Genomic DNA, 15,547 nt, shown 5'->3' with positions numbered 1-15,547 from the left:
CCCAGGCATGCAACGCGGCATCAATATTACGGTCAACATGCCCTAGCGGCGTAAGCAGCAGAAGCATAGTATGAGCCGCACTCTCGTCAGCCAGGAGGTAAGCCATGTCGGCCAAGAAGAAGCCAGTCAGTACGCCGTTGCACCTGCTCCAGCAACTTTCGGGCAGCCTGCTCGAACATTTGGAAGATGCCTGCTCGCAAGCGCTGGCGGATGCCGAGAAACTCCTGACCAAGTTGGAAAAGCAACGTGGCAAGGCGCAGGAGAAACTCCACAATGCGCGCCTGAAGTTGCAGGACGCCGCCAAGGCCGGTAAAGCCAAGGCCCAGGGCAAGGCCCAGAAAGCAGCCGGCGAACTTGAAGAGTTGCTCGATTCGCTCAAAGAGCGTCAGGCACAGACTCGCACTTATATTCAACAGCTCAAGCGCGATGCCCAGGAAAGCCTGAAGCTGGCTCAGGGTGTCGGCAAGGTACGCGAAGCCGCCGGCAAGGCGCTTGACCAACGTGCCGCCGCTGCCAAGGCTCCGGCGCGGGTGGTGGCCAAGCCTGCGGCCAAGGCGCCGGTGAAAGCCGCGGCCAAACCGGCTGCCAAGCCGGCCGCCAAAGCGGCCCCAGCCAAGGCTTCCGCTAAACCGGCTAGCGCTCGCACTGCCGCTGCCAAACCTGCTGCAAAACCGGCCGCCGCCAAAGCCGCTGCTGCCAAGCCGGCTACCCGCAGCGCCGCCAAGCCCGCAGCCACGAAGACTGCTGCTGCCAAACCAGCCGCGCGTACCGCTGCTGCCAAACCCGCTGCGACCAAAGCTGCCGCTGCCAAGCCTGCTGCCAAAGCCACCGCTGCCAAGCCAGCTGCCGCCAAGGCCGCTGCCGCGAAGCCCGCAGCCAAACCAGCCGCCACCAAGGCTGCTGCCAAGCCCGCAGCCAAACCTACCGCGGCCAAGAGCGCCGCCGCCAAGCCGGCTGCCAAACCCGCTGCTGCCAAGGCCACCGCTAGCAAGCCCGCAGCCAGACCCGCTGCGGCAAAAGCCCCGGCCAAGCCAGCTGCAGGCAAGCCTGCCGCCAGCAAGCCTGCCGAAACCAAGCCATCCACGCCGGCGGTAAGCAGCAGCTCGGCGCCAGCGACCCACTCGGCGGCACCGGCTGCCGCTTCGCCAGCACCGGCCAGCAGCCCGGCTCAGTCGCCTTCGTCGGCGTCCTGAAGCCCTTCGGCCACGACGCGCAGTTGACGCAGCGCGTCGTGGTCGCGGGCCTGCTCTGGCGCCAGCCAGGGCAGCCAGTCTTCCGCAGGGTGGCCCTGCGTAGTGGGCCATGCCTGTGCCCGCTGCTCCAGGCGTGCCAGCAAGGTGCGCTCGGCCTCCAATTCCAACCCTTTCACTCGCTCGCGCAACGCCGCCAGCTGCGGGTCGTCCTGCACGCCGGCACGCCACTGTTGGCGTAGCGTTCGCAACGGCGTCACGACCTGGTGTTGCCAGGGCGCGGCAAGCTCCTGCAGTGCACGCACCCGCTCGGCATCCGGCGCCACGCCACGCGCTCGCAGCCAGGTGCCGCACAGCAGCAGGCAGACATCACCGCCCAGTGCCTGCAAGGTCAGGCAGGCGCTTTCAACCCCCGGCCGGGTGTACAGGGCCAGGGCGTAGTTCCACAAATCGTCGTGCATGTTCGGGCTCGCCAGTGGTCAAGGTGGCCTGTGTGCTCCAGTGGGAAGCTGATAGACTCCGCGACCATCATGATCAGACTATCCAACCTCACTTTACAGCGTGGTCCGCAGCGCTTGCTAGAAGGCGCCGAGATGACCCTGCACGCCGGTCACAAAGCCGGCCTGATCGGCGCCAACGGCGCCGGAAAATCCAGTTTGTTCGCCTTGCTGCGTGGCGAGCTGTCACCCGATGGCGGCGACTGCCAACTGCCGGCCGACTGGCGCATCGCCCACATGCGCCAGGAAGTCGATACCCTCGACCGCCTGGCCGTGGACTATGTGCTCGACGGTGACGTGCGCCTGCGCAAGGTCCAGGCTGAACTGGCCGCCGCCGAGGCTGCCCATGATGGGACCGCCCTGGCACGCCTGCACAGTGAGCTGGACAGCGCTGACGGCTATACCGCCGATGCCCGAGCACGCAAGTTGCTGGCCGGGCTCGGGTTCACTGCCGAACAGATGGATCGCCGCGTCGGCGACTTCTCCGGTGGCTGGCGGATGCGCCTGAACCTGGCCCAGGCGCTGATGTGCCCGTCCGACCTGCTGCTGCTCGACGAACCCACCAACCACCTGGACCTGGACGCCATCCTCTGGCTGGAAGACTGGCTCAAGGGCTACCCCGGCACGCTGTTGCTGATTTCCCACGACCGCGACTTCCTCGATGCGGTGGTCGACCATGTGGTGCACGTCGAACAGCGCAAGCTCAACCTCTACAAGGGCGGCTATACCGCCTTCGAGCGCACCCGGGCCGAGCGCCTGGCGCAGCAGCAGCAGGCCTACGAGAAGCAGCAGGCTCGCCGTGCGCACATGGAGAAGTACATCGCCCGCTTCCGCGCCCAGGCCACCAAGGCTCGCCAGGCGCAGAGCCGGATCAAGGCATTGGAGCGGATGGAAGAGCTGTCGGCGGCCCATGTGGATTCGCCGTTCGACTTCGTCTTCCGTGAGTCGGAGAAGATCTCCAACCCCTTGCTCGACCTTTCCGAAGGTCGGCTCGGTTATGGCGACAAGGCCGTTCTGGAGAAGGTCAAGCTGCAGCTGGCCCCCGGTGCCCGTATCGGCCTGCTCGGCCCCAACGGCGCCGGTAAGTCGACCCTGATCAAGAACCTGGCCGGTGAACTGCAACCGCTTGCCGGGCGCCTGGTCCGTGGCGAGAACCTGGCCGTGGGCTATTTCGCCCAGCACCAGCTCGACTCGCTGGACGACAAGGCAAGCCCGTTGCTGCACCTGCAACGCATCGCACCTGCCGAGCGCGAGCAGACCCTGCGTGACTTCCTCGGTGGCTTCGACTTTCACGGCGACCGCGTCGACGAGCCTGTGGTGAACTTCTCCGGTGGCGAGAAGGCGCGCCTGGCCCTGGCGTTGATCGCCTGGGAGCGGCCCAACCTGCTGCTGCTCGACGAACCGACCAACCACCTGGACCTGGAGATGCGTCTGGCCCTGACCATGGCCCTGCAGGAATTCAGCGGCGCGGTGGTGGTGGTTTCCCACGATCGTCACCTGCTCAAGAGCACCACGGATGACTTCCTGCTGGTGGCCGACGGCAAAGTCGAGGCCTTCGATGGCGACCTGGACGATTACAGCCGCTGGCTGATCGATTACCGCCAGCGCAGCGCCCCTGCCGGCAATGCCCCCGTCAACCCGGACAAGACCGACAAGAAGGCCCAGCGCCAGGCTGCCGCCGCCTTGCGCCAGCAACTGGCGCCACACAAGCGCGCAGCCGAGAAGCTGGAAGCCGAGCTGAACCAGGTGCACGGGCAATTGGCCGAGATCGAAGCCGCCCTGGGCGATGCCAGCCTCTACGAAGCGGCTCGCAAGGATGAATTGCGTGACCTGCTGGCCCGCCAGACCAAGCTCAAGCAGCGTGAAGGTGAGCTTGAGGAAGCCTGGATGGAAGCCCTGGAGACCCTCGAGAGCATGCAGGCCGAACTCGAGGCGCTGTCCTGATGGAGGCGTTGCGTTCGCTGCTGCCGGGGCAATGGATGGATGCGTTCTGGCTGGGGTTGCAGATCCTGCTGATCCTGGTCGCCGCGTTCATCCTGCAGCGGGTGGTCGCGCGGGGCCTGAAGAGCCTGGGCGAGCGCTACCCGCTGCCGCCGGAGCTGCTGGTGCCGGTGCGTGGTGCCCTGCGCTGGCTGATCATGGGCAGCGCATTGTTGTTCGTGCTGGAGCGCATGGGCGTCTCGGCCACGGTGCTGTGGACGGCCCTGTCGGGCTTCGTGGCCGTGGCAGCGGTGGCGTTCTTCGCCATCTGGAGCGTGTTGTCCAACCTGCTCTGCGCGGTGCTGATCTTCACGGTCGGGCCGTTTCGCATCGGCGATGTGGTCGAGCTGGTCGATACCCTGGACAAGCCCGGGGTCAAGGGCCGGGTGATCGCCATCAACCTGTTGTACACCACGCTGATGGAAACGCCCGAGGCGGGCGGGGCGCTGGTGCAAGTGCCGAACAGCCAGTTCTTCCAGAAGGCTGTGCGCCGCTGGCGAGGGACCGAGGTGCCGGTCGTGACCAAGGGTGAGGCGGTCGAGGCTGATTGATCGCTGGAACCGTATCGGGCTCGGCGGTATGCCTGTGAGAGCGAGTTTACCCGTGAAAAAGCCTGCACCGGCACCCTAAAAATCGCTGGTTATTTTTTCGCCAAGACCGTAGCTTAACGTTTTGCAACATTTGTTCGAGCGAGGTGTGCGATGTCGATGGAAACCTGGTTGGCCTTTTTTGCCGCATGCTGGGTGATCAGCCTGTCGCCGGGTGCCGGGGCCATTGCCTCGATGTCTAGCGGGCTGCAGTACGGTTTTTGGCGTGGCTACTGGAACGCCCTGGGCCTGCAACTGGGCCTGATCGTGCAGATCGCCGTCATCGCCGCTGGTGTCGGCGCCATCCTCGCGGCATCGGCCACCGCCTTCCAGCTCATCAAGTGGTTCGGTGTCGGCTACCTGGTGTACCTGGCCTACAAGCAATGGCGCGCTTTGCCCATGGACATGAGCGACTCCTCTGCCGTGCGGCCGATCGGCAAGCCGTTGAGCCTGGTGTTCCGTGGCTTCCTGGTCAACGTCAGCAACCCCAAGGCCCTGGTGTTCATGCTCGCGGTGCTGCCGCAGTTCATCAACCCCCATGAGCCGTTGCTGCCGCAGTACCTGGCCATTACCGCGACCATGATCACCGTCGACATGCTGGTGATGGCTGGCTACACAGGGCTCGCAGCCCGCGTGCTGCGGTTGCTGCGCACACCCAAGCAGCAGAAGCGCCTGAACCGCACCTTCGCCGGGCTGTTCATCGGTGCGGCGACCTTCCTGGCCACCTTGCGCCGCGCGCCGGTCTGACCTGCCGCAGACGGCCCTGCAGAGACAGGGCCTTCACGGCTGTTTATCGACCAACCCCTTGAGCAGGTCCACCGGCAGCGGAAAGACGATGGTCGAGCTCTTGTCCCCAGCAATCGTTCCCAGGGTCTGCATGTAGCGCAACTGCATCGCTCCCGGCTCCTTGCCAAGCATCTGCGCGGCCTGCATCAATTTCTCCGAGGCCTGCAATTCCCCTTCGGCATGGATCACCTTGGCCCGCCGTTCGCGTTCGGCCTCGGCCTGGCGGGCGATGGCGCGCACCATCGACTCGTTGAGGTCGACGTGCTTGATCTCGACGTTGGCCACCTTGATACCCCAGGCATCGGTCTGGGCGTCGAGCACCTGGCGAATGTCCGAGTTCAGTTGCTCGCGCTCGGCCAGCAATTCATCGAGCTCATGCTTGCCCAGTACTGCGCGCAGGGTGGTCTGGGCCAGCTGGCTGGTGGCACTGAAGAAGTCCTCTACCTGGATGATCGCCTTCTGCGGGTCGAGCACGCGAAAATACACCACGGCATTGACCTTGACCGAGACGTTGTCGCGGGTGATCACATCCTGGGTCGGCACATCGAGTACCACCGTGCGCAGGTCGACCCGCACCATCTGCTGGATACCTGGGATCAGGAGGATGAGCCCAGGCCCTTTGACCTGCCAGAAGCGCCCCAGCTGGAACACCACACCACGCTCGTATTCGCGCAGGATGCGCAGGGCCGAAAGCAGCAGCAGGCCCAATACCGCCAGCACCGCGCCGAAACCGAATTGAACGAACATCGTCACTCTCCTTGCGCGCCGGGCGCGATGGCGCTGACCTCCAGCATCACGCCACGGCGGGCTGTCACGCGCACATGTTGCCCAGTTTGCAACGGGGTCGTGCACTGGGCTTGCCATTGTTCGCCCTGGGCCTGCACCGAGCCGCAGAACGGGTTGTCCGCCATTACCTGGGTCACCGTGACCAGGCTGCCGACCAGGCCGGCATCGCCACTGACCAGGGCGCGTTGCCGCGCCTTGATGGCCATGCCCAACACGCCGCCGAGCAGCAGGGCCGAGACCACTGCCAGGGCGACGATCAGCGCCAGCGGGATGCCGAAGCCAGGGGCGTCGGTATCGATCAGGATCACCGCGCCCACCACGAAGGCGACGATGCCGCCGAAACCGACCACGCCGAAGCTCGGCAGGAACGCCTCGGCGATCATGAACGCTACGCCGAGCAAGACCAGGGCCACCCCGGCGTAGCTCACCGGCAACAGCTGCAGGGCGTACAGCGCCAGCAGCAGGCAGATACCGCCCACCACGCCGCCGACACCGGAGCCTGGGTTGATGAACTCGAACAGCAGGCCGTAGATGCCGATCATGATCAGGATCAGCGCCACACTGGGGTTGGTGATCACCGCCAGCAGGCGAGTGCGCCAGTCGGGCAGGTGTTCGACCACGGCCGCTCCTGCCGTGTGCAACTGGCGGGGCTGGTCGGCGGCGACCAGGGTCTTGCCGTCCAGTTGTGCGAGCAGCTCGGGCAGGTCGTGGGCCACCTGGTCGATGACCTTGATGCGCAGCGCCTCGCTGGCCGACAGGCTCACCGCCTCGCGTACCGCCTGTTCCGCCCAGTCGGCGTTGCGCCCGCGCAGTTGGGCCAGGCCGCGGATATAGGCTGCGGCATCGTTGACCTGCTTGCGGGCCAGGGCATCGTCCTCGCTGGGCCCGTCTGGCGCCGGTTTGCCAGGCGACGGCGCACCAACCTGCACCGGCGTGGCCGCGCCCAGGTTGGTGCCCGGGGCCATGGCCGCCACGTGGCTGGCGTACAGGATGTACGTCCCGGCGCTGGCTGCGCGGGCGCCGCCGGGAGCGACGAAGCTGGCCACCGGCACGGGGCTGGCGAGGATGGCCTTGATGATCTGACGCATGGAGGTATCCAGCCCGCCGGGCGTATCCAGGCGGATCACCACCAACTGCGCACCTTGTTCCTGGGCCTGTTCCAGGCCTCGCACCAGGTAGTCGGCACTGGCCGGGCCGATGGCGTCGTCTACGCTCAGCACCCAGACGCTGGCGCCGGGCACCGCCTGGCCGCCCGGGACGGTGCCGAGCAACAGCACAAGCAGCAGCCAACGCCAGCAGCGAGCGATCACCTATCGTCACCTCGTCAGGTCCTGTCAACGAAGTTTAGTCGTGCCTGCCGGACCACGGCCTAAACTTGCAGATGGGGGTAAACCGGAGGTGCATCATGCGTATGGCCAAGACCCTGCAGCAGCGCCTGGACAAGGCCAACTGCGATTACGACATCATTCCCCATCCTCACTCGGCCACGAGCCTGGAGTCGGCGCGCACGGCCGGCGTTCCCGCAGAGCGGGTCGCCAAGTCGGTGATGCTCGACGACCGCCATGGCAACTACATCATGGCCGTGCTACCGGCCAACCGGCATCTGGATATGAGCAAGATCCGCATGTCCGGCGCCTGGCAGCTGACCCGCGAAAGCGGCTTGCCGACCCTGTTCGGCGACTGCGAGCGTGGCGCCGTGCCAGCGCTTGGCGATGCCTATGACATAAAAATGTTGCTCGACCCGAGCCTTACCCGCCAGGGTGATGTCTACCTGGAGGCGGGTGACCACGATCACTTGATCCACATGAGCATGGAGCAGTACCTGAAGCTGGTTCCGCATGCCGAAGTGCGCGAACTGTGCTGATGTCCCTCAACCCATTGCCGGGCTGGCGTCGTGGACGACCCGCCCGGCCGCAGGAGGAATCATGGAAGCACCGATCCATCCGTTCGCCGAACTGTTCAAGCAACTGGGGCTGGCGGACGATGCCGAGAGCATCGACAAGTTCATCACCACCCACTCGCCGCTCAAGAATGAGATCAAGCTGGTGGATGCGCCGTTCTGGACCGAGGCCCAGCGCGCCTTTCTCAAGGAAAGCGTGATAGACGACGCCGATTGGGCCGTGCCGTTCGATCAACTCAACGAGGCGTTGCGCCGACCCAGGCAATAAAGCGCCGAGTGGCACCTGATGGGTGATGGGGCCGTTGCTATGCTCAGGTAAAACAACAGGGGATAGCGTGATGAAAGATCCCTACGCATCAGGTTTCTGGTGCTCCGTGACGATCCTGGGCATCCTGACGGCCGGTTACTTCTACGGTATCCGCCATGTCCACTCCATGGGCCACGCGCTGCAGTTCATGTATGCCGCTGCCGCGATCACGGCGGCAGCGGTGCTCTGCGTGCTGGCATGGATCGCCTGGCAGCAGTTGCGCTTGAACAAGCGCGAGGTGAGCCAGGGCCATACGCTGTTGGCCATCTGGAACACCAAGGTCGCGCTGCGGCGCGTCGAGACCGTGTTCGACCGTTATTTCTGGGGCAGCTACTGGCATTCCGGGCGGACTTTCGAGGAGGTCATGGGCGAGCTCAAGGGCACGCCGCTGGAACAGAGCCTGGATGCGCTCAAGCGCCAATGCCGGGAGCTTGACCGGGAGGTCCATGACCACCAGCATCGCTGGCTGGCCAATGCCCGCGACCTTTCCAGCGTGGCCACGGCCATGGCTCGCGAGCGTTACCAGCTGGACTTGTGCGACTCGCAAGGGCGCGAGGGCGGCAACACGGCCGTGCTCAACCGCGACTTGGAAGTGCTGGTGTACACCTGGTCAGCGCGCCTGCGCAGCTTCGACCATCAGTTGGACGAGCTGGAGCGTGCTTACCATTGAGGGGTAGGGGCTGCGTTGCCGCCCGATCGCGGCACAAGGCCGCTCCTACATCGATTGGCGAGTTTCCTGTAGGAGCAGCCTTGTGCCGCGATCGGGGCGCGAAGCGGCCCAACCCGCTTACTCACCGCGAATGTACTGCTCCAACTGCAGGATCAGGTTGGCCTGCTCGGCAATGGTTTCCTTGACCAGGTCACCGATCGACAGCAGGCCGAGCAGCTCGCCATTGCTCACTACCGGCAGGTGGCGCAGGTGGCGGTTGGTCATCAGGTTCATGCAGTACTCAAGGTTCTGCTTGGGCTCGACCGTGACCACCGGCGTGCTCATGATCTCGCGCACGGGGGTGGCGGCCGAAGAGCGGCCCTTGAGCACCAGCTTGCGGGCATAGTCGCGTTCGCTGACGATCCCCACCACCTGGTTGTCTTCCACCACCGGCAATGCGCCGATGTTTTTTTCTGCCAGCAGTTTGAGGGCGTCGAGCACCGAGTCGTCAGGGCCGATGGTGTAGACGGTCTGATGCTGTGACTTGGTCTTGAGCAATTGTTCGACGTTCTTCATACGGGCCTCTGCAGGTGGAAAAATCGAGGGGTCGATTTAACTAAAGCATCCGGCATGCCGACCTGCACGGCAATGCAGGAAACGGCATCGACGCGATTGAAAAACGTCATGGCAGTCACCCCGGCATCGTCTGTTGGGGCTGCGCTGGTTCTGTAGGAGTGGGCTTGTCCCGCGATCAAGGGCGAAGCCCTTGCCATGTAATCGCGTGGTCGGGCCGGCCCAATCGCGGGACAAGCCCACTCCTACAGGAGGGAACACTTCAGAGCTTGGGCATCTGCCCGATCCGCGCGACCATCTCGCTGATGATCTGCAAATCGAGCATGAACTGCTCCACGGTCTTGAACTCGTTGTCGTTGTGCCCGGTGTACTTCACGTTGGGCATGGCCAGGCCGAATTGCACCCCATTGGGCAGGTCATGCACCGAAGTCGCGCCGGCGGAGGTGCCGAACTCGTGGGGCAAGCCGAGGTTTTCGGTGGCCACGTCGAGCAGGGCCTTGACCCACTCGCCTTCCGGGTTGCGGTACATCGGCTCGTCGAGGCTGTAGTCGAAGGCCACCGACGTATGGCTGCCACGTGCCCAGGTGCCCAGCTTGTCAGCCAGGTCGTCCTTGATCGCGGCGATCGGCTTGCCTTTCGGGATGCGCAGGTTGACTGCGAGTTTCAAGGCCTTCTGGTCGAGGCCGACGTAGGTCAGCGAGGCGGTCAGCGGGCCCATGAACGCATCCTCGAAGCCCACGCCCAGCTTCTTGCCCAGGTAGTCCAGGCCCCAGTTGTCGGCCGCGTAGCGGGCAGCGTCGGTGATGTGGTTGTGCTTGAGCGGCACCTGGTCACCGAGGCCATTGAGGAAGTCGAGCATGCGCGCTACCGGGTTGACCCCCGACTCCGGCTCCGAGGAGTGGGCCGAGACGCCGGTGACGGTCAGGATCACCTCCTTGCCGGCTACCTTGGCATCGATGGTGAAGTCCCCACCGTTGCGCTTGACGTACTCATCGCCCGCTTTCTTCAGGCCCTCGGCCAGTGCGGCTGGGTTGTCGCCGAGCAAGGTCGCCACCGAGGTGGAGGGGATCTGGTTGGTGGCCAGCCCGCCTGTGAGCTGGGTGACTTCCGCGCCCTTGCCGGTGGCCGGGCGTCGACGGAAGCTGGCCATCACGGTGCCGTAGCCTTTTTCCGCGATCACCACGGGGTAGCCGCCATCCAGGGCCAGGTTGTAGTTGGGCTTGGGGTTGCGGGCGAAATAGTAGGGGATGGCCTCGCCGGTGGTTTCCTCGGTGGTGTCCACCAGCAGCTTGAACTGGCGGGCCAGCGGCAGCTTTTCGTCCTTGGCCACTTTCAAGGCGTACAGCGCCACGACGATACCGTTCTTGTCGTCCTCGGTGCCGCGGCCATACATGCGGTCGCCGACCAAGGTGACCTTGAACGGGTCCAGGCGCGTGCCATCCTCGAGCTTCCAGTTGGCCGGGTTCACCGGCACCACGTCAGCATGGGCGTGGATACCGACGACTTCCTTGTCGTTGTCACCCAGGGAGATCTCGTAGACCCGGTTGTCGATGTTACGGAAGGTCAGACCGAAACCCTCGGCCAGCGCCTTGATCTTGTCGGCGATCTTGAGGAACTCGGGGTTCTCGTGCTGCGGCACGCCCTCGACCTGGAAGGTCGGGATGGCCACCAGTTCACGCAGGGTCTCGGTGGCGGCCTTGCCGTACTTGATGCGGGTGTAGAGACCGAGCAGGCGGTTGATTTCATTCTGCTGGTCGGCGGACAGCGGCTTGTTGGCCAGGTAGGCCTTTACCGTGGCGGCGAGGTTGTCCGCCTTGGCCAGGTCGCTGTCTGCCAGCTTGCCGAGGAACTGACGGAAGCCAGCCGGGTCGCTGCCGTCGTATGCCTTGAGGATAGCGGCCGATTGCTGTGGCGTGAGGTTGGCCTGGGCCGGGCCGGCGAACAGCCCAAGGCTGGCGAGCAGTAGCGTGGCGGTGGTGAGTTTTTTCAGGGTCATGGGTCAGCGCAGTCCTTCGCAGATCATGGGAAGTGGAGCCCGCTCCGTAGGAACGGGAAGGCACCCACGCTAACACCAATGACCTGCCTCAGGGGAGAGGCACAATGGCACTGACGCACAAACGAAAGAGCCGGAAACTCTTCGAAGGGTTGCTCTAAATCCTTATCTGCCAGAACGGATCTTCTTGCCAATCACGCGGAAAGCCCATGGCATGCAATGGGACTTCCGGAAACTCGGCCAGTAAATCATGAAGACGACGATCCCAGCTGGTATGAGGGCTCACTTGGCGCATCAACAAGTTGAGGATGCACAAAACGGTGAATACACGAGCATGTTGACCAGGATGTTGGAGGTGCTTGGGCCAGAGGAAAGTGACGGATCTAGGCAACTCAGGACGAATCCCCAACTCTCGATTCCACAAGCGTGCATGATGGGCACAAATATTCCGAATGGTGGTGAGGGTGTGCAGCCAGGATTGCAGGAGAGGGCCGGGCAACGCCAACCGACGAGCAATAGCTTTACGATCAGCATCCCTGGCTAAGCCTTTGAACAAGTGGGAAAGGTCACCTAGAGTGATTTCTTCCATCGCAGCCCAAGCGGGCATCAGCGCCGGCGTGTCATAGCTCAGGGTGTAGTGGCGTGCATAGCTTTCCTTGCTTCTCAAGCTTTTAAGCTGCTGTTTGCGAAGCATGGGCATGCTGGATGTATCGATGCGTTGGCATTCTCGTAGATAGTCGCGGCGAGCCTTTTCTTGTTTGTCTCGTATCGCGCCGAGAAGCTCTTGGTGACGATAGCCGCGTTGGAACAGCTCGCGCTCCAAATACCAATGCGCCCCATGCGCAGGTCCCATGTGGTTGCTGATTGCGGTGCGTGTCGCTACTTCAATTCGCTCGACCGCGTCGATGACCAGCAATCGTAAGCGACGATCAAAATCGTATAAGCGGGTAAGTGAGCGCAGCCTGGTTCCTGGTTTGAAACCGTGGTCCGGATCATCGGAAACCTGAAAGGGGCGCATATAGGGCGTAAGGCGAAAGAAGCTGACTGCCTCCAGAAAACAAAGCGCTTTGGTTTCGTTTTGAATAACAAGCCCGCGCCCTCTTAGCAATGCCAATTGCTCGGGAACACTAATCGCGGGCTTGAGAAAGCGCTTCATAAGGGATTGGCCAGGCAAAAAAAACCCGCTCAATTTGTGCATGGTTGCCGAGGCAACCAGAGGCATGGCGGGTGTGTTGTGGCCAAGGTTATGGAGCTGCGCCCAGTTTTGCAAGACGCTTGACGCTGCGCTGACCGGTGGAGATGTAAACGCATCTTGCAAGGCTTCAGCACAAACGAAAAAGCCCCGGGAAATCTCCCAGGGCTTCAGGTATGGCGCACTCGGCGGGATTCGAACCCACGACCCCTGCCTTCGGAGGGCAGTACTCTATCCAGCTGAGCTACGAGTGCAACGGGGCGCATGATACCCATCTCCGGGGGTTGCGTCCATCGCCTTGATCTGTAGCTGTTTTTGCCACAAGACGGTGATGACCCCATCGTGGGGCGAGCCCGCTCCCACCAGAGGGCGCTCAGCGAGCCCGCAATGAGCGCTGCCATAATGTTATGCGATATCGGTATTTCCCATGCCGTTCTTATGCTTGCTATTCTCTCATCACAACTTGTTATAACAAGTCAGCCTACAGCGAAGAGAACCATGGCCGAACTGCTCCCCTTGTCCCCGGTACCGCTCTACACCCAGCTCAAGGAAGTGCTGCGCGAGCGCATCCTCGATGGCACCTACCCACCCCACAGCCGCATGCCGTCGGAAAGCGAACTGGGCAAGGCGTTCGATGTCAGCCGTATCACGGTACGCCAGGCCCTGGGCGACCTGCAGAAGGAGGGGCTGATCTTCAAGATCCACGGCAAGGGCACCTTCGTGGCCAAGCCCAAGGCATTCCAGAACGTGACCCACCTGCAAGGGCTGGCCGAGTCCATGACCCAGATGGGCTACGAGGTGCTCAACCGGCTGCGCAGTTTCCGCCATGTGCCGGCCAGTGCGCTGGTGGCGGCGCGGCTGCAGGTGGAGGAGGGCAGCCTGGTCACCGAGATCCGCCGGGTGCGCTTGATCAACCGCGAACCGGTGTCGCTGGAGCTGACCTGGCTGCCCAAGGCCGTAGGCGAGAAGCTGGAGAAAGCCGACCTGGCCACCTGCGACATCTTCCTGCTGCTGGAGAACGATTGCGGCATCCCGCTGGGCCATGCGGACCTGGCCATCGACGCGGTGCTCGCCGACCGTGACCTGACCCAGGCGCTGGAGGTCGAGGAGGGCTCGCCGATCATGCGTATCGAGCGCCTGACCCACGCCGCCGACGGCACGCCGCTGGACTTCGAACACCTCTACTACCGCGGCGATGCCTTCCAGTACCGCCTGCGCATCGACCGCCAGAAAGGAGCCAAGGCATGACCCTCGACACACGCGACTACGACATCATCGTCATCGGCGGCGGCACTGCAGGGCCCATGGCGGCGATCAAGGCCAAGGAGCAGGACAAGACCCTGCGCGTGCTGCTGCTGGAAAAAGCCAACGTCAAGCGCAGCGGTGCCATCAGCATGGGCATGGATGGCCTGAACAATGCGATCGTCCCCGGCCATGCCACGCCGGAGCAGTACACCAAGGAAATCACCGTGGCCAACGACGGCATCGTCAACCAGGCCGCTGTGCATGCCTATGCCACCCACAGCTTCGAGACCCTCGAGCAATTGGACCGCTGGGGTGTGAAGTTCGAGAAGGACGAAACCGGCGACTATGCGGTGAAGAAGGTCCACCACATGGGCGCCTACGTGCTGCCCATGCCTGAGGGCCACGACATCAAGAAAGTGCTCTATCGCCAGCTCAAGCGCGCGCGGGTCGAGATCAGCAACCGCGTGGTCTGCACCCGCGTGCTGCTGGACGCTGAAGGCGCTGCGGCCGGGGTGATGGGCTTCGACTGCCGCAGCGGCGAATTCCAGGTGATCCGCGCCAAGGCGGTGATCCTCGCCTGTGGCGCGGCCGGGCGCCTGGGCTTGCCGTCGTCGGGCTACCTGATGGGCACCTACGAGAACCCGACCAATGCTGGCGACGGTTATGCCATGGCCTACCACGCCGGGGCGGAGCTGGCGAACCTGGAGTGCTTCCAGATCAACCCACTGATCAAGGACTACAACGGCCCAGCCTGCGCCTATGTCACCGGCCCCTTGGGCGGCTACACGGCCAACGGCAAGGGTGAGCGCTTCATCGAGTGCGACTACTGGAGCGGGCAGATGATGTGGGAGTTCCACCAGGAGCTGGAGGGCGGCAACGGCCCGGTGTTCCTCAAGCTCGACCACCTGGCCGAGGAAACCATCCAGGACATCGAGCAGATCCTGCACAGTAATGAACGCCCCAGCCGTGGCCAGTTCCATGCCGGGCGCGGTACCGACTATCGCCAGCACATGGTGGAGATGCACATCTCCGAGATCGGTTTCTGTTCCGGGCACTCGGCCTCGGGCGTGTGGGTCAACGAGAAGGCCGAAACCAGTGTGCAAGGCCTGTACGCTGCCGGAGACATGGCGGCGGTACCGCACAACTACATGCTGGGCGCGTTCACCTATGGCTGGTTCGCCGGGGTCAACGCTGCCCGCTATGTGGCCGGGCGCGCGCTGGCCGAGGTGGACCCGGCCCAGGTCGAGCGCGAGCGCGAGCGGGTGTTCGCCCCGCTGCGGCGTGAGCACGGCCTGCCGCCGGCCCAGGTGGAGTACAAGCTGCGGCGCATGGTCAACGACTACCTGCAGCCGCCGAAAGTGACCAAGAAGATGGAAATCGGCCTGGCACGCTTCGCCGAGATCGAACGGGACCTATCGCAGATGAAGGCCAATAACCCCCATGAGCTGATGCGCGCCATGGAGGTGAGCGTGATCCGCGACTGCGCCGAAATGGCCGCGCGTGCCTCGCTGTTCCGCGAGGAGAGCCGGTGGGGCTTGTATCACCACCGGGTCGACTTCCCCGAGCGCAACGATGGCGAGTGGTTCTGCCATTGCCATCTGAAGAAGGACGAGGCCGGGCGGATGACCAGTTTCAAGAAGCCGGTGGAGCCGTACCTGATTCCCCTGGACGCCCAGGAACAGAGCGCATACGACCGGCTGCGAGTGAAGGCCGACGCCGCGTGAATGGGGCCGCTGTGCGGTCCAATCGCGGGGTCAGGCCGGTCCCACAGGCTGGCTCACCCAGGAGACACCTGTAGGAGCGGGCTTGCCCCGCGATTGGGCCGGTAGCCTTTCGACAACCAACCATGCGAACCACAGGCT

Annotated in this window: 15 protein-coding genes and 1 tRNA gene; 9 read left to right on the top strand and 7 right to left on the bottom strand. The window is 63.8% G+C overall.

Annotated features, from left to right (window positions below):
• Positions 1-104 precede the first annotated feature (104 nt).
• Positions 105-1,193, top strand: coding sequence for an AlgP family protein (locus ACXHGZ_RS20945; protein ID WP_480461345.1), 1,089 nt, complete (start codon positions 105-107; stop codon positions 1,191-1,193).
• Here ACXHGZ_RS20945 and ACXHGZ_RS20940 read toward each other — a convergent pair.
• Positions 1,169-1,651: a TIGR02444 family protein gene (locus tag ACXHGZ_RS20940; RefSeq protein WP_480461343.1), complete on the bottom strand. Its 483-nt coding sequence runs from the start codon at positions 1,649-1,651 to the stop codon at positions 1,169-1,171. The two genes, ACXHGZ_RS20945 and ACXHGZ_RS20940, sit on opposite strands and share 25 nt — an antisense overlap.
• A 69-nt stretch (positions 1,652-1,720) precedes the next feature.
• Here ACXHGZ_RS20940 and ACXHGZ_RS20935 point away from each other — a divergent pair, with 69 nt between their 5' ends.
• From ACXHGZ_RS20935 to ACXHGZ_RS20925, 3 genes are all read left to right on the top strand, one after another.
• On the top strand, positions 1,721-3,631 hold the full coding sequence (locus tag ACXHGZ_RS20935) for an ATP-binding cassette domain-containing protein (protein WP_480461341.1): 1,911 nt from the start codon (positions 1,721-1,723) through the stop codon (positions 3,629-3,631).
• Positions 3,631-4,218, top strand: a complete 588-nt coding sequence (locus ACXHGZ_RS20930; protein WP_480461339.1) for a mechanosensitive ion channel domain-containing protein — start codon at positions 3,631-3,633, stop codon at positions 4,216-4,218. The genes ACXHGZ_RS20935 and ACXHGZ_RS20930 overlap by 1 nt, the downstream gene beginning before the upstream one ends.
• Before the next feature lie 150 nt (positions 4,219-4,368).
• A complete protein-coding gene (locus tag ACXHGZ_RS20925) occupies positions 4,369-5,001 on the top strand; it encodes a LysE family transporter (RefSeq protein WP_196144612.1) in 633 nt (210 codons plus the stop codon).
• A 33-nt stretch (positions 5,002-5,034) separates the two neighbouring features.
• On the opposite strand, the gene ACXHGZ_RS20920 is transcribed toward ACXHGZ_RS20925, so the two are convergent.
• The gene (locus ACXHGZ_RS20920; protein WP_196144611.1) at positions 5,035-5,787 is read right to left on the bottom strand and encodes a slipin family protein; all 753 of its coding nucleotides are present in this window, start codon (positions 5,785-5,787) and stop codon (positions 5,035-5,037) included.
• 2 nt (positions 5,788-5,789) lie between these two features.
• The gene (locus ACXHGZ_RS20915; protein WP_480461337.1) at positions 5,790-7,136 is read right to left on the bottom strand and encodes an NfeD family protein; all 1,347 of its coding nucleotides are present in this window, start codon (positions 7,134-7,136) and stop codon (positions 5,790-5,792) included.
• A gap of 95 nt (positions 7,137-7,231) precedes the next feature.
• On the opposite strand from ACXHGZ_RS20915, the gene ACXHGZ_RS20910 reads away from it, so the two are divergent.
• The 3 genes from ACXHGZ_RS20910 (at position 7,232) to ACXHGZ_RS20900 (ending at position 8,703) form a co-directional block, all read left to right on the top strand.
• Positions 7,232-7,690, top strand: coding sequence for an aminoacyl-tRNA deacylase (locus ACXHGZ_RS20910; RefSeq protein ID WP_084855408.1), 459 nt, complete (start codon positions 7,232-7,234; stop codon positions 7,688-7,690).
• 61 nt (positions 7,691-7,751) lie between these two features.
• Positions 7,752-7,994, top strand: a complete 243-nt coding sequence (locus ACXHGZ_RS20905) for a DUF2789 domain-containing protein (RefSeq protein WP_084855409.1) — start codon at positions 7,752-7,754, stop codon at positions 7,992-7,994.
• Positions 7,995-8,064: 70 nt separating this feature from the next.
• Positions 8,065-8,703 carry an NADH:ubiquinone oxidoreductase subunit N gene (locus ACXHGZ_RS20900; protein ID WP_324816390.1) on the top strand — a complete coding sequence of 213 codons (639 nt, stop codon included), beginning with the start codon at positions 8,065-8,067 and terminating at the stop codon, positions 8,701-8,703.
• Positions 8,704-8,820: 117 nt separating this feature from the next.
• On the opposite strand, the gene ACXHGZ_RS20895 is transcribed toward ACXHGZ_RS20900, so the two are convergent.
• The 4 genes from ACXHGZ_RS20895 to ACXHGZ_RS20880 form a co-directional block, all read right to left on the bottom strand.
• Entirely contained in the window at positions 8,821-9,258 is a 438-nt protein-coding gene (locus tag ACXHGZ_RS20895) for a CBS domain-containing protein (RefSeq protein WP_480461334.1), read from the bottom strand.
• Positions 9,259-9,517: 259 nt separating this feature from the next.
• On the bottom strand, positions 9,518-11,251 hold the full coding sequence (locus ACXHGZ_RS20890) for a dipeptidase (protein ID WP_480461333.1): 1,734 nt from the start codon (positions 11,249-11,251) through the stop codon (positions 9,518-9,520).
• A 154-nt stretch (positions 11,252-11,405) separates the two neighbouring features.
• A complete protein-coding gene (locus ACXHGZ_RS20885) occupies positions 11,406-12,404 on the bottom strand; it encodes an Abi family protein (protein ID WP_480461331.1) in 999 nt (332 codons plus the stop codon).
• 213 nt (positions 12,405-12,617) lie between these two features.
• Positions 12,618-12,694: transfer RNA gene (locus tag ACXHGZ_RS20880), tRNA-Arg, on the bottom strand.
• 244 nt (positions 12,695-12,938) lie between these two features.
• On the opposite strand from ACXHGZ_RS20880, the gene ACXHGZ_RS20875 reads away from it, so the two are divergent.
• Complete coding sequence (locus ACXHGZ_RS20875) at positions 12,939-13,688, top strand: GntR family transcriptional regulator (RefSeq protein WP_224457359.1); 750 nt, start codon at positions 12,939-12,941, stop codon at positions 13,686-13,688.
• A complete protein-coding gene (locus ACXHGZ_RS20870; protein WP_084853615.1) occupies positions 13,685-15,409 on the top strand; it encodes a fumarate reductase/succinate dehydrogenase flavoprotein subunit in 1,725 nt (574 codons plus the stop codon). The genes ACXHGZ_RS20875 and ACXHGZ_RS20870 overlap by 4 nt, the downstream gene beginning before the upstream one ends.
• Positions 15,410-15,547 lie beyond the last annotated feature (138 nt).

The sequence above is a fragment of the Pseudomonas shiyinii genome (assembly GCF_056725765.1).
Note: the sequence above shows the minus strand (reverse complement) of the source record. Positions and strands in the feature narration are given on the sequence as shown.